A 14,385-nucleotide genomic window follows, 5' to 3' on the forward strand; every position below is an offset into this window, starting at 1 on the left:
GTGCTGTACATGCCGGGAGTTTACGCGGCGAGCTGGCGGGTGCGCGTTGCGCGCACCCGCCCGGGTGCATCAGAAGTGCATCTGCGCGCGCACTTCAAACATTTCCGGCGTGGTGTGCACGCCGCGACGGCTGGCGTCGGCCTTCACGTAGTTGGCCTGGAACTTGAAGTGGCTGGTGAGGTACCAGTTGGCACCGATGGTCAGGTCGTTCTGGCGGCCGCCGAGCACGTCGCCGTCGTCCAGGTCGATGCGGCTGTAGCGGGCCAGCAGTTCCACCGCGCCATAGGCGTGAGCGGGCTTGACGTTGGCCACGGCACCGGCGTTGTACGGGCGCGATTCGCCGGTCAGGAAGTAGCTGACGGCCGCGTACTGGCCGTCACCGGTGTAATCCGGCTTGCCTTCGCGGGTCACGGTGGTCTGCAGCGCTTCAGCCTGCACCGAGAACGGGCCCTTGATCCAGATGCCTTCCAGGCCGGTGCGCTTGATCTTGTCGGCGGTGACCAGGGCGCCGGAGTCGACCAGGCGGATGTCGGTCAGGCCGGCTTCCGGGCGCGCGCGCAGGCGGGCGCTGGCTTCGTGGTGCACGTCACGGCCGTCGCGGTAGCCGCGCGGGTTTTCTTCCGAATAGGCCACGCCCAGGTGCAGCACGTCGCCGGCGGCCTTGAACGGAGTCCATGCGGCGCGGACGGCCTGGGTGGTGCCCGGGTTGTCACCCTGTAGATCCTTGCCACCGTAAGCGCCTACCTGCAGCAGGTACTGCGGGCGTTCCAGCACCCACTCGGCACCAGTGCGGCGGCCTTCGTAGAAGGCCTGCACGGGCAGGGCGGTTTCGACGAAGCTGCCGGCGCGCGAGGAGGTGTTGGCGTCCAGGCCGACCGGGGTCTTCATGTAGCCGAAGCGGAAGCGCCCCACGTCCTTGCCGAAGAAGGCCTTGCTTTCAAAGCGCACGAACACGTCCAGCCAGGTGTCGGACTGGAAGTCGTAGTACACCATGGCGTCGTAGACGCCCTTTTTCTTCAGGGTGGCACCGAATTCCTTGCGGCGCACGGCGTCGGCATCTTCAATGCCGCTGCTGTCGGAGAAGCGGTTCCAGTCGTAGGCGATGTTGCCGGTGGCGGCCAGTTCGGTGCCGTCGCTGAAGGCGACCTTGGTCGGCCAGTTGTCCCAGTCGTAGCCGGCAGCAGAGGCGGCCATGGGGGCGGAGAGGGCGGTCAGGGCAAGAAACAGGGGGGTCAGGCGCATGGGTATAGGTGTGCTTCTAAAAAATAGGGGCAGTACAACAACGGCCGCAAGCGGCAAAACTGTTGGGGCACTAGGCCCCGGCCGGCGCGGCAACCCGCCGCCGTGGGGGCGCGGTGCCGGGCCAGTGTAGGCACTGGCGTTGGCTGAACCGGGGGGTTAGTACCAATAGGTTATCTGCGTTCGGCGGCGCGGGGCGTAAAAAGTGCTCGCCAGATGCCGCCGTCCGCGGCCGGCATCCCCCGTGACACTGCCGGAGTTTCCCATGCACGTCCCCACCTCAGCCCCCATCGCGGCCAAGCCGCTGCCGTTCTACCGCCAGCTGTACTTCCAGGTGGTGGTGGCCATCGTCCTGGGTGCCATCCTCGGCCATTACGAGCCGGCCTTCGCCGAATCGCTGAAGCCGCTTGGCGATGCCTTCATCAAGCTGGTGAAGATGATCATCGCGCCGGTCATCTTCCTGACCATCGTCACCGGCATCGCCGGCATGACCCACCTGCGCACCGTGGGCCGGGTCTTCGCCAAGTCGATGGCCTACTTCCTGTTCTTCTCCACCCTGGCGCTGATCGTGGGCATGGTGGTGGCGCACGTGGTGCAGCCGGGCGCGGGCATGAACATCAACCCGGCCGATCTGGACCAGACCGCGGTCCACAGCTATGTGGAAAAGTCGCATGAGCTGACCCTGACCGGCTTTGTGATGGACATCATTCCGGCCACCCTGGTCAGCGCCTTCGTGGATGGCAACATCCTGCAGGTGCTGTTCGTGGCGGTGCTGTTCGGTATCGCCCTGGCCCTCACCGGTGAGAAGGGCCGCCCGGTGCTGACCTTCCTGGAAGCGCTGACCGCTCCGGTGTTCCGCCTGGTGCACATCCTGATGAAGGCCGCCCCGATCGGTGCCTTCGGTGCGATTGCCTTCACCATCGGCAAGTACGGCGTGGGTTCGCTGATCAACCTGGCCTGGCTGGTGGGCTCGTTCTACATCACCTCGTTCCTGTTCGTGGCGGTGATCCTGGGCGTCGTGTGCCGTCTGTGCGGCTTCTCGGTGTTCAAGCTGGCCCGTTACCTGAAGGCCGAACTGCTGCTGGTGCTGGGTACCTCGTCCTCCGAATCGGCGCTGCCGTCGCTGATGGAGAAGATGGAAAAGGCCGGCTGCAGCAAGTCGGTGGTGGGCCTGGTGGTTCCGACCGGCTACTCGTTCAACCTGGACGGCACCAACATCTACATGACCCTGGCGGCGCTGTTCATCGCCCAGGCCACCAACACCGAACTGACCCTGGGCCACCAGATCGCCCTGCTGCTGGTCGCCATGCTCAGCTCCAAGGGCGCGGCAGGCGTGACCGGTGCCGGCTTCATCACCCTGGCCGCCACCCTGGCCGTGGTGCCGGAAGTGCCTGTGGCCGGCATGGCGCTGATCCTGGGCGTGGACCGCTTCATGAGCGAATGCCGCTCGCTGACCAACTTCATCGGCAATGCCGTGGCCACCGTGGTGGTGTCGCGCTGGGAGAACGCCCTGGACCGCGACCGCCTGGCCCTGGCGCTGGATGGCCGCGAAGCCGAACTGCCGGCCCTGGCCACCGATGACGAGCCGTCGCCGCTGACCGCGCCGGCCCGCTGAACCCCCCGCAGGTGATGCGTTGCAGGGTTGCGCCGTTCCCCCCTAGGACGGCGTAACCCTGCTTTTTTGTCATCTGAAGGCGGCATTCTGCGTTGGCATACGCCAGCGCACGGCCTGATCGTTGTGCGGTCGCAGCACCCCCGCGACAGCCTGCCGACAGGTCTCATCCCGTCAACGGGGGTATGATCCCCTGTTCCTCTTGCCCATTCACGTCCATACACAGCGATGTCCAACGAAGACTTCAAGCAGGCCGCCCTCGATTACCACCGCATGTCGCCGCCGGGCAAGATCAAGGTCTCGGCGACCAAGCCGATGCTGACCCAGCGTGACCTGTCGTTGGCCTATTCGCCGGGCGTGGCGCACGCCTGCGAAGCGATCATGGCCGACCCGCAGCAGGCCAGCGAACTCACCGCACGCGGCAATCTGGTCGCGGTCATTTCCAACGGCACCGCCGTGCTGGGCCTGGGCAACATCGGCCCGCTGGCTGGCAAGCCGGTGATGGAAGGCAAGGGCGTGCTGTTCCAGAAGTTCGCCGGCATCGATGTGTTCGACATCGAAATCAATGAAAACGACCCGGACAAGCTGGTCGACATCATTGCCTCGCTGGAGCCGACCTTCGGCGGCATCAACCTGGAAGACATCAAGGCTCCGGAGTGCTTCATCGTCGAGCGCAAGCTGCGCGAGCGCATGAACATTCCGGTGTTCCACGACGACCAGCACGGCACCGCGATCATCGTCGGCGCGGCCGTGCTCAACGCCATGGTCGTCACCGGCAAGAAGATCGAGGAAGTGAAGGTTGCCACCACCGGCATGGGCGCAGCGGGCATCTCCTGCGTGAACATGCTGGTCTCGCTGGGTGTGCGGAAGGAAAACATCCTGGCCTTCGACCGTGAGGGCGTGATCCACACCGGTCGTACCGACCTGGATCCGGAAAAGGCGCGTTACGCACGCGACACCGACAAGCGCACCCTGGCCGAGATCGTCGACGGCGCGGACATCTTCCTGGGCCTGTCGGCCCCGGGCATCCTCACCGCCGACATGGTCAAGACCATGGCCAAGGACCCGGTGATCTTCGCGCTGGCCAACCCGACCCCGGAAATCATGCCGGAAGTGGCGCGCAGCGTGCGCCCGGACGCGCTGATCGGTACCGGTCGTTCGGACTACCCGAACCAGATCAACAACGTGCTGTGCTTCCCGTACCTGTTCCGCGGTGCGCTGGACGTGGGCGCGACGGCGATCAACGAAGAAATGAAGATCGCCTGCGTGCACGCCATTGCCGCGATGGCGCGCCGCGAGGCCAGCGACCTGGGCTCCGCTTACGGCGACACCCCGAGCTTCGGCCGTGACTACCTGATTCCGCGTCCGTTCGACCGCCGCCTGCTGGTGGAACTGTCCGCTGCCGTGGCCCAGGCTGCGATGGACTCGGGCGTGGCCACCCGTCCGGTCGCCGACATGGGCGCGTACCGCGAGAAGCTGGCGCAGTTCGTGTACCGCACCAGCCTGATGATGAAGCCGGTGTACGACCGTGCGCGCGCTGACAAGCAGCGCGTGGTGTACGCCGAAGGCGAAGAAGAAGTGGTGCTGCGCGCGGTGCAGAACGTGGTCGACGAAGGCATTGCCCGTCCGATCCTGATCGGCCGCCCGGACGTGATCGAGTCGCGCATCGAGCGCCTGGGCCTGCGCCTGAAGGCCGGTGACGACTTCGACATCACCAACATCAACGACGACCCGCGCTTCAACGATTACTGGCAGTACTACCACAGCCTGACCGGCCGTCGTGGCGTCACCGTGGCTGCCGCCAAGAACCTGATGCGTTCGCGTCCGACCCTGATCGCCGCGGTGATGGTGGCGCGCGGTGAAGCCGACGCCATGCTGACCGGCGTGGTCGGCCGCTTCCACAAGAAGCTGGGTTACGTGCGCAGCGTGCTGCCGCTGGAGCCGAAGGTCACCTCGACCTCGGCGATGACCGGTGTGATCAACCAGCAGGGCGTGTTCTTCTTCGTGGATACCCACGTGCAGGAAGACCCGACCGCCGAGCAGATCTGCGAAGCCACCCTGCAGGCCGCCTACCGCATGAAGCTGTTCGGGATCGAGCCGAAGGTGGCGCTGCTGTCGCACTCCAACTTCGGCAGCCACGATTCCAAGGACGCGCTGAAGATGCGCCAGGTGCGTTCGCTGCTGCTCAAGCGCAACCCGCGCCTGAACGTGGATGGTGAAATGCAGGGTGACACCGCGTGGGACGAAGCACTGCGCCAGAAGCTGCTGCCGGACAGCACCCTGAAGGGCCGTGCCAACCTGTTCGTGCTGCCGAACCTGGAAGCGGCCAACATTGCCTACAACCTGGTGCGCGTATTCACCGACGGCGTGGCGATTGGTCCGATCCTGATGGGCGTTGCCAAGCCGGTGCACATCCTGACCACCAGCGCGACCTCGCGCCGCATTCTGAACATGACCGCGATTGCGGCCGTTGACGCTCAGATCCGCAAGACGCTGGAGGAAGAGAAGAACGCCTGAGGCGTTCTTCTCACGGAGCGCGCATGGCGCGTTCCGGTTTCGCGAAGCGAAACGCGTAGCGCCGGCCGTTGGCCGGCTTTTGACCTTGAAGAAGGGATCGGTGCGCCGCACCGGTCCCTTTTGCCTTTAACGCTTCCGCAGCCCTGCCGTAACCGCCCTGAAATGCGGCAATGGCTCAATATGCCCACGTGGCCCGGCTTGGCGGCGCTCTTGGGAGCGCAGCCACCCCGGGCCCGACCAGGCCAGGCGATCCATCGGGCGCCATTGCGATCAACGCGTCCTCACGCGCCCATGTGTCGCCGCGCCAATCGGGGCACCGCTTTAAATCCTTAATGCGCCCCAGGTGCCAGCAACTCCACCTCGGCCAACTGCGCACGGCCCTGCGCCTTGATCCGCAGCCGGTACTCGGCGTACTTGCCTGGCTGTGCGATCTTGAACGGACGCGTCTGCTGCGCCCACTGGAACGCCTCACCCTTGCGCTGGTCCACGGTCTTCCAGCGCCCGCCGGCGGTGCGTGCTTCCAGCACCCACTCGGCGGCACGGATCGAACTTTCACCGCTGGTCAGCGTGTACAAGGTGGCCTGGCCATCGCTCAGCCCAGTGAAGGTCACCGTGCCGACGGCCCCCATGCCCAACGCGCTGTCGGCATCGTTGTCGATCAGGTCTGCGGCCACAGAGCCATCGGCCAGGGTGGCCTTGGCACCCGCACCCAGCAGGTCATGCAGCCCGGCCGGGCGCTGCCCGCGCGCGGTCAGAGAGCGCGGCGCGTCGTCCGGTCCGGTGCCCCAGCGAGAAGGCTGCGGCCCCATCTCGAAGTCCAGCGTGGCCCCGGCTGCGATCACTTCGTGCGGTACCCAGGTCTTCGTCCACGGCTTGCCGTTGATCTTCAACGACTGCACATAGCGGTTCTCGCGCGAGTTGGCCGGCGCGTTCACGGTCAACACCTTGCCGTCGCCCAGCTGCACGCGTGCCTGCTTGAACAGCGGCGAACCGATCACATACTCCGGCGCGCCCATGCGCAACGGGTAGATGCCCAGTGAGGCGAACAGGTACCACGCTGACGTCTCGCCGTTGTCCTCGTCCCCCGGATAGCCCTGGCCGATCTCGCTGCCCACATACAGGCGCTCCAGGATCTGGCGCACGTGGTCCTGTGTCTTCCACGGCTGCCCGGCATACAGGTACATCCACGGGATGTGGTGTGCCGGCTGGTTGCTGTGCGCGTACATGCCCATGCGCACATCGCGCGCTTCGGTCATTTCATGGATCACGCCGCCGTAGGAGCCGACCAGCGAAGGATCCGCGGTTTCCGGGGTACTGAAGAACGCGTCCAGCTTCTTGCCCAATGCCTCGCGACCGCCGTACAGCGCGGCCAGGCCTTCGCCGTCGTGCGGGGCGGTGAAGGCAAAGGTCCAGCCATTGGACTCGGTGTAATCGTGACCCCACACGCGCGGGTCGTACTGGCTCGACGCCACCCGCCACTGGCCGGCCTCGGTGCGGCCCTGGAAGAAGCCGGCGGCCGGGTCGAACAACGTGGCGTAGGTACCGGCGCGGTTGCGGAAGTAGTCGGCCTCGGTGCTGTAGCGCTCGCGTTCGGCGGCGCTGCCGGCACGCTTGGCCAGTTCGGTGGCCATGTTGGCGATGCCGAAGTCGTTCAATGCACCTTCCATGGTCCACGACATGCCCTCGTGGGTGTCAGTGCTGGCGTAGCCGCGGAAGCTGGAGTGGCGCATGCCCTTGCGGCCGACATGGCGGTCCGGCGGAACCACGGTCGCATTGCGCAGCGCGGCCTCGTAGGCCTCAGCGGCGTCGAAGCCCTGGATCCCCTTCAACCATGCATCGGCGAAGGCCACGTCGGAGCTGGTGCCGACCATCAGGTCGGCGTAACCCGGCGAGGACCAGCGCGCCACCCAGCCACCGGCGCGGTACTGCTCCAGGAAGCCCTGCACCAGGCTGCCGGCATCGTTCGGGGTGAACAGCGCGTAGGCCGGCCAGGTGGTGCGGAAGGTGTCCCAGAAGCCATTGTTCACGTAGACCTTGCCGTCGCGGATCGGGGCAAAGCTGCGGCTGGCGCTGGCGTCGCCGGTGGCGTCTTCGCCGGCGCTGGCCTGGCTGGCGTAGCGCCAGTCCGGTGCGGCGGCAGTGCCGACGTTCTCGTGCGCCGAGTTGGGGTACAGGTACAGGCGGTACAGGTTGGAGTAGAGCGTGGTCTTCTCGTCGTCGCTGGCCGTGCCGATGTCGAAGCGGCCCAGTCGCGCATCCCACGCGTCCTGGGCGCGGCCGGCCACGCGCTCGATGTCATCGTCGCTGGCCAGCTCCAGCGCCAGGTTGTGGCGGGCCTGCTCCAACGAGATCAGCGAGGTGGCAATGCGCATGTGCACACGACGCTCGCTGCCCGGGTCGAACTTGATGTAGCCGGTCGGACGGCCGGTCTTGATCGTGCCGCTGGTTTGCCACGGGCGATCAAAGCTGGCCACGATGAACATGCGCGTCGCGCCGTTGGACAGACCGCTGCGGGTGTCGGTGTATCCGGACAGCGTCTGCGTGGCCGGGTCCAGGGTCAGCCCGCCACGCGCGTCGACGTTGTCGAACAGCAGGTTGGCGTCGCCGTCCTTGGGGAAGTCGAAGCGGAACAGGGCGGCATGGTCGGTGGGCGCGATGCTGGCGGCAATTCCGTTGTCGAAGCGCACGCCATAACGGTGGGCACGTGCCACTTCGTTCTCGCGCGCGAAGGTGAGCGCGCGCTTGCCGCGGTCGGCTTCGGGCACGCCGCGCGTGTTCGAAGGCATCACCTGGAAGGTCTGGCGGTCGCCCATCCACGGGCTGGGCTCATGGCTGAGCGCCAGTGCCTGCAGGCGGGGCCGGTTGGCCGCGTCGTTGTGCTCGTTCCAGCGGTACAGCCAGCTCAGCGAGCCGGCGTCGGTCACCGGGGTCCAGAAATTGAAGCCGTGCGGTACCGCGGTGGCGGGGAAGTTGTTACCGCGCGAGAAAGTGCCGTTGGACTGGGTGCCACGGGTGGTGAGCACCCAGTCGGTGGGGCGCTGGGCGCTGCTGCGCGCAAGCTCGCCGAGGCGGATGTCGTCGATCCAGCCGGCGGTCGCGGCCTGCGCGGCGCTGTCCACTTCCAGTTCCACTGCCACCACGCGGCGACCGCGCAGAGCGGGCACGTCGCCCAGCCGCACCTGCTTGTGCGCCCACTGCTGCGGGTACAGCGTCTTCGAGTCGCCCTGGGCCTGCGCACCCAGCGCCACCCCATGCTGGTCGCGCGCCACGCTGGTGGACACCCGGCTGCCGTCATCCAGCACCAGGTCCAGCGACACGTAGGTGCTGGCCACGGTATCGCCACCGACGATCTCCGGCAGCACCATCCAGCTCAGCGTGGTGTCCGCGGCAACGGTCACGTCGGTGGTGAACAGCGCGGTGCGTGCGGCACCGCCAGAACTGCGGTAGCTCAACGCGCGCACGCCCTGATAGCCCATATTGGCCTTGGCCGCGTACGGGGCGGCCGGTCCATTGCCGATCTTCACCTGCAGGTTGCCCGCAGCGGCCTTGGGCACGGGCTGGCCGGCTTCAAACGAGGTGCTGAAGTCCTGCGCCAGGACGGGCAGGGCAGTGGCGGCGCAGGCGAAGGCCAGCGCAAGCGGCAGCACGGCGTGGCGGACAGGGTGGCGGCGGGGCAGGGTCATGCACGGTTCTCCCGGTGGGACAGGCAGCAGGGCAAAGCCCGCATCGGCGACCTGAGGCAGACGGCACCGTTCCGGCTGCCGCAGGGCAGTCGGTGGGGCGGTGCCGGTCCGGTGGGGGTCGGGCCGTGCGATCGGGTTGTGATCGGAACGTGACCGATCCTGCAACACCCTGCGCCGCGCCGCAAGTGAAATTAGTTCGATCTAAACCCGGGAAAAACGCAGATCGGTCAAATGGGCCGAAATCCCCGGCGGCACCGGACCACGCCGTGGCAACGGCCCCGGGTGCTAGAATCGCGGTCCTCGCACCTCCACTTCCGTATTCCGCCATGAGCCATACCGCCACTGCGCCCGCCAATGCCGAGAAGCGCTACACCGTGCACCGCAGCGAACTGCCGCTGAGCTGCCCGACGCCGGAAATGGCGCTGTGGAACTCGCACCCGCGCGTGTACCTGCCGATCGAAGACGAGCCCAACGGCGAAGCGCAGTGCCCGTACTGCGGTTCGGTGTTCGTGCTGGCCGACTGAGCAGGCCTCCCCGATCGTGCGCCGGTTGACCGTGGTGCAGCTGCTGCCGGCGCTGCACTCCGGCGGGGTCGAACGCTCCACCCTTGAGATCGCGGCGGCACTGGTCGCGGCCGGACACCGCGCCATCGTGGTGTCGGCCGGTGGGCGTCTGGTCGAACCGCTGCTGGCCAGCGGGGCTGAACATCTCACCCTGGACATCGGGCGCAAGTCGCTGTGGACGCTGCGCCACGTGCGCGCGCTGCGCGATCTGTTCGCGCAGACCGGAGCCGACATCGTGCATGCGCGCTCGCGCCTGCCGGCGTGGCTGGGCCTGTATGCCGTGCGCAACCTGCCCGTTGAACGCCGTCCGCACTGGGTCACCACCGTGCACGGGCTGAATTCGCCGGGACGCTATAGTGCGGTGATGACCAGCGGCGAGCGGGTCATCTGTGTGTCCAATACCGTGCGCGACTTCGTGCGCCAGCATTACCCCTCGGTAGCCGCAGAGCGTCTGCAGGTGATTCCGCGGGGCGTGGACATCGCGCAGTTCCCGCGGGTGGGCCGCCAGGACCGGCGTGCGCGCCTGGCGGTGGCCGCGCAGCACCCGGCGCTGGCGGGCGATGTCCCGCTGCTGCTGCTGCCGGGGCGCGGAACCCGTCTGAAAGGCCATCATCATGCGCTGGCGCTGCTGGCCGGGCTGCACGCCGCCGGCGTGCCTGCCCGGCTGTGGATGCCGGGCACACGCGAACCCGGCCGCGAACGCTACGTGGCCGAACTTGAAGCGGAGGCGCAGCAGCTGGGCGTCGCGCAGGACGTGCTGATGACGGCGCCCACCTCGCGCATTGCCGAGGCCTATGCGGCCAGTGACCTGGTGCTGCAGCTGTCGGACAAGCCCGAGGCCTTTGGCCGTACCGTGGTCGAAGCCGTGGCGGTGGGTCGACCTGTACTGGGCTGGAACCACGGTGGCGTTGGCGAGCTGCTGACACAGCTGCAACCGTCTGGCGCGGTACCCTTGGGTGATGCTCCGGCCCTGCTGGCGCGCGCACGCCAGTTGCTGGCGCAGCCGCCTGCGCTGCCGTCGCGTATTCCGTTCACCCTGCAGGCGATGCAACGTGACACGCTCCAGCTCTACACCCAACTTGCCGGTTGAAGCGTCGGTCCCTGCGGGATCGCCGGGCGCGCGTGCCGGGCGCTGGGCCCCGTGGTGGGTCATCGCCTTTGTCGCGCTGTGGCCGTTGCCGGGTCTGGCCGAGGGTGTGCTCGTGCTCGGTGCGCTGTACGCGGCCGTGCGCATGGTGCAGCTGCGGCTGCAGGGCAAGCAGCGGCTGCTGAGCAGCCCGGCCTGGGCGCTGACCAGCATCCTGTTCCTGGGCTACTGGTTGCCGCAGGCGTTCTCCGCATTCGATGCCATTGATCCTTCCGAAGCCTGGCGTAAAGCGGCGGCGGGACTGCGCTATCTGCCCTTTATGTGGCTGGTCGCCATTGCCGTGGCCACGCCGCAGCGGCGCGCACTGACGCTGGGCGGCATGGCGATTATCACCGGAGTGTGGACGCTCGATGCGCTGGCGCAGGCGGCGTTCGGCACCAGTCCGTTGTTCTGGTCGCTCGATCAGTTGAAGTGGGCGGTCAGCGGGCACGGCTTCTGCACGCCGCAGGAAGTGGCCGCCGCCGATCGCCTCAGTGGCGTGCTGGGGCCATGCAATCTGAAGTTCGGGCAGGTTCTGGCCAGCCTGTCGCCGTTCCTGTTGTTCGCGGTCGCGCGGCGGGCCGGTGCCTGGGGCTGGGGCGTAACGGCTGCGGCGGTGGGCGTGGTGCTGGTGCTGGCCGGCTCACGCGCGTCGTGGATCACCTATGCGCTGGTGCTGGCGTTCTCCGGCTGGCGTCTGCTGGGCACGCGGGGCGTGCTGGTCTGTGTGGCATTGGGAGCAGTGGCCGTGGTCGGCATGTCGCTGGCGTCCACCCAGGTGCGCGAGCGGATCACCCGCACTGCCATGGCCTGGGAAGGTGAAGGCGATGGCGTGAACCAGGCTTTGTCCGGTCGCGCGCAGATCTGGGCGGCCGCCGGTTGCATGATCGAACAGCACCCCATCAACGGGGTCGGTGCGCGCGGGTTCCGCGACGCCTATCCGGCCTGCCAGGCGGAAGCCAAGCAGCCGGGGGTGTGGGGCGAGGGACCGGCCTTGCACGCACACCAGATCGTGCTGGAAATCCTTTCAGAAACGGGCGTACTGGGTCTGCTGCTGTGGCTGGCCGCTGCGGCGCAGGCCTGGCGAGCCTGGCGTTTCGCACCGCTGGCCGCGCGCGATCGCGCACGCCCGGCGGCGCTGGCGCTGGCCGTCACCGTGTTTCCGTTGAACACGCACCTGGCGTTCTACTCAACCTTCTGGGGCGGCCTCACTCTGCTGCTGGCCGCCTTGTACGCCGGCAGCCTGCTGGCCCGCGACGAAAGCACCGGTTGATCCACCGCGCGGCGCGTTGTTACGCAACCGGTGGTGGCAGCTGCGGCGTTACCAGGTCCACCGTGCGCTGCAGTGCACCGCGGCCGGTGCTGACCAGGATGCAGCCTGCGCGCGCCATGTCTTCGCGCGCCTGTGGGTCACGCAGCAGCATCAGCAGGGCGACATACACGCCTTCCACGTCGTCGGCGATCAACACCGCGCCGGCCTCGCGCATGCGCCGCGAGATCTCCGAGAAGTTATGCAGGTGCGGACCGGTGACTGACGCGGTGCCCATGGCCGCCGGTTCCAGCAGGTTGTGTCCGCCGATCGGCTGCAGACTGCCGCCGACAAAGGCCACCTGGGCGCAGCTGTAGAACGACATCAGCTCGCCCAGCGTATCGATGACGAAGACGTCGGTGTCCGCCAATGGCCATTGCTCCTGGCGACGGGTGGCGACCTTCCAGCCCTGTTCGCGGGCCAGCGCCTCCACGCGCGGGAATCGCTCGGGATGACGGGGAGCCCACAGCAGCAGCAGATCGGGAATCTCCGCGCGAAGCTGGCGGTGCAGGTCCAGGGTGGCCTGTTCCTCGCCCTCGTGCGTGCTGGCCGCGATCCACACCGGGCGCGCCGACGGTACCGCAGTGTGGAAGTTCGCCATGAACTCACGCACGTTCGGCGTGGCGATCTCAAACTTCAGGTTGCCCAGTGCTCGGACCTGCTCGGGTTCGGCCCCCAACTGGATGAAGCGCTCCGCATCGTCCTGCGATTGCGCGGCTACACAGGTCACCGTGCGCAGCGCACGTGCGATCAGCGGAGCCAGCAGCCGGTAGCCGCGCAGCGAACGCGCTGAGAGGCGGGCGTTGAGGATGTACACCGGAATGCCGCGGTCACGGCACCCGAACAGCAGGTTCGGCCACAGCTCGGTTTCCAGGATCAGCGCCAGGCTGGGCTTGAAGTGCCCCAGAAAACGGCCGACGCTGCCCGGCACGTCGTAAGGCAGATACACGTGGTCCACCGCATCGCCCCACAGCGAACGTACCCGCTCCGAGCCGGTGGGGGTGATGGTGGTGATGACCCAGCGGATATCCGGGCGCTGCGCGCGCAGGGCATTCACCAGCGGGGCGGCGGCATTGACCTCGCCCACCGACACCGCGTGCAGCCACACCCGCGGGTGCACGCTGGACTGCGGATAGGAGGCGTAGCGCTCGTCCCAGCGCTGGAAGTACTGGCGCACCCGGAAGCCCCGCCACACCAGGTGGTACACGGTGATGGGCAGCAGCATGTACAGCACGGCCGAATACAGGCCGCGCAGGATCCACTCAACAGGGCGATTACGCATGGGCAGAGGATACGGGAGGCGGCCCGGGAAAGACATGCACCGCAGGCAGCGGATGCATCCATTAGAATCAGGTCATGTCCGATAACGCTTCCACTGCGACCCGCCCGTCGCTGCGCAATCCCCGCCACTGGCCGATGTTCGCCTTCATGCTCGGGGCCTTTGCGGTTGCCCGGCTGCCGTGGGGCCTGCAGCGGGCACTCGGGAGGGGCGTGGGCACGGTGGCCTACCGGCTGGCCAGCAGCCGGCGCAAGGCGGCCGAGGTCAACCTCAAGCTGTGCTTCCCTGAACAGGACGACGCCTGGCGGCAGCGCCTGCTGCGCGACAGCTTTGACGCGCTGGGTGTGGGCATCTTCGAGTTTGCCCGTGCGTGGTGGGGCAGCATCGACAGCATCCGTCCGAAGGTGCAGATCGAAGGGCTGGAACACCTCAAGCGCATGCAGGAAGAAGGGCGCGGCGTGCTGCTGGTTTCCGGGCACTTCATGACCCTGGAGATGTGCGGTCGGCTGCTGTGCGATCACGTTGAGCTTTCCGGCATGTACCGCAAGCACCGCAACCCGGTGTACGAGTGGGCGGTGAAGTTCGGGCGGCTGCGCTATGCCAAGGCGATGTACGCCAATGAAGATATCCGTGCGACCGTGCGGCATCTGAAGAAGGGGGGGTTCCTCTGGTACGCGCCCGACCAGGACATGCGCGGCAAGGACACCGTGTTCGTGCCGTTCTTCGGGCATACCGCGTCCACCATCACCGCCACGCATCAGCTGGCGCGCATGACCGGCTGCGCGGTGATTCCGTATTTCCATCGCCGCGAAGGGGGGAAGTATTTTCTGAAGATCGGTGCGCCGCTGGAGAATTTCCCCAGCGAGGACGTGGAAGCCGATACCGCGCGGGTCAACCAGGCCATTGAAGCGATGGTGCGTGAGGCACCGGATCAGTATCTGTGGATCCACCGGCGCTTCAAGCGTCAGCCGGGTGGACGCAGCAGCTTCTACAAATGACGCGCAGCCACGCAGGGCGTGGCTCTACGGCTCATTCGACGTAGAGCCACGCCCTGCGT

Annotated in this window: 9 protein-coding genes; 6 read left to right on the forward strand and 3 right to left on the reverse strand. The window is 67.2% G+C overall.

The window, feature by feature from the left end:
- Positions 1-69: 69 nt before the first annotated feature.
- A complete protein-coding gene (locus tag QMX83_RS14985; protein ID WP_282297447.1) occupies positions 70-1,242 on the reverse strand; it encodes a porin in 1,173 nt (390 codons plus the stop codon).
- Between the two features lie 262 nt (positions 1,243-1,504).
- Here QMX83_RS14985 and QMX83_RS14990 point away from each other — a divergent pair, with 262 nt between their 5' ends.
- The gene (locus tag QMX83_RS14990; RefSeq protein WP_282297448.1) at positions 1,505-2,854 is read left to right on the forward strand and encodes a dicarboxylate/amino acid:cation symporter; all 1,350 of its coding nucleotides are present in this window, start codon (positions 1,505-1,507) and stop codon (positions 2,852-2,854) included.
- Between the two features lie 225 nt (positions 2,855-3,079).
- On the forward strand, positions 3,080-5,368 hold the full coding sequence (locus QMX83_RS14995; protein ID WP_282297449.1) for an NADP-dependent malic enzyme: 2,289 nt from the start codon (positions 3,080-3,082) through the stop codon (positions 5,366-5,368).
- A 329-nt stretch (positions 5,369-5,697) separates the two neighbouring features.
- On the opposite strand, the gene QMX83_RS15000 is transcribed toward QMX83_RS14995, so the two are convergent.
- The gene (locus tag QMX83_RS15000) at positions 5,698-9,051 is read right to left on the reverse strand and encodes a GH92 family glycosyl hydrolase (RefSeq protein WP_282297450.1); all 3,354 of its coding nucleotides are present in this window, start codon (positions 9,049-9,051) and stop codon (positions 5,698-5,700) included.
- Positions 9,052-9,377: 326 nt separating this feature from the next.
- Here QMX83_RS15000 and QMX83_RS15005 point away from each other — a divergent pair, with 326 nt between their 5' ends.
- Genes QMX83_RS15005 through QMX83_RS15015 form a run of 3 tightly spaced genes read left to right on the forward strand, consistent with a single transcriptional unit; the run spans position 9,378 to position 12,013 of the window.
- Positions 9,378-9,575: a zinc-finger domain-containing protein gene (locus QMX83_RS15005; RefSeq protein ID WP_057497568.1), complete on the forward strand. Its 198-nt coding sequence runs from the start codon at positions 9,378-9,380 to the stop codon at positions 9,573-9,575.
- Positions 9,576-9,591: 16 nt separating this feature from the next.
- Positions 9,592-10,704 (forward strand): glycosyltransferase, encoded by a 1,113-nt coding sequence (locus tag QMX83_RS15010; RefSeq protein ID WP_282297451.1) that lies wholly within the window; start codon positions 9,592-9,594, stop codon positions 10,702-10,704.
- Positions 10,694-12,013 (forward strand): O-antigen ligase family protein, encoded by a 1,320-nt coding sequence (locus QMX83_RS15015; protein ID WP_282297454.1) that lies wholly within the window; start codon positions 10,694-10,696, stop codon positions 12,011-12,013. The genes QMX83_RS15010 and QMX83_RS15015 overlap by 11 nt, the downstream gene beginning before the upstream one ends.
- Before the next feature lie 19 nt (positions 12,014-12,032).
- Here QMX83_RS15015 and waaA read toward each other — a convergent pair whose 3' ends face one another.
- Entirely contained in the window at positions 12,033-13,331 is a 1,299-nt protein-coding gene (gene waaA / locus QMX83_RS15020; RefSeq protein ID WP_282297452.1) for a lipid IV(A) 3-deoxy-D-manno-octulosonic acid transferase, read from the reverse strand.
- A 74-nt stretch (positions 13,332-13,405) separates the two neighbouring features.
- Between waaA and QMX83_RS15025 the strand changes: the two genes are divergently transcribed.
- Positions 13,406-14,326, forward strand: a complete 921-nt coding sequence (locus QMX83_RS15025; RefSeq protein WP_282297453.1) for an LpxL/LpxP family Kdo(2)-lipid IV(A) lauroyl/palmitoleoyl acyltransferase — start codon at positions 13,406-13,408, stop codon at positions 14,324-14,326.
- Positions 14,327-14,385 lie beyond the last annotated feature (59 nt).

The sequence above is a fragment of the Stenotrophomonas sp. PS02289 genome (genome assembly GCF_029960115.1).
Classification (GTDB): Bacteria; Pseudomonadota; Gammaproteobacteria; order Xanthomonadales; family Xanthomonadaceae; genus Stenotrophomonas.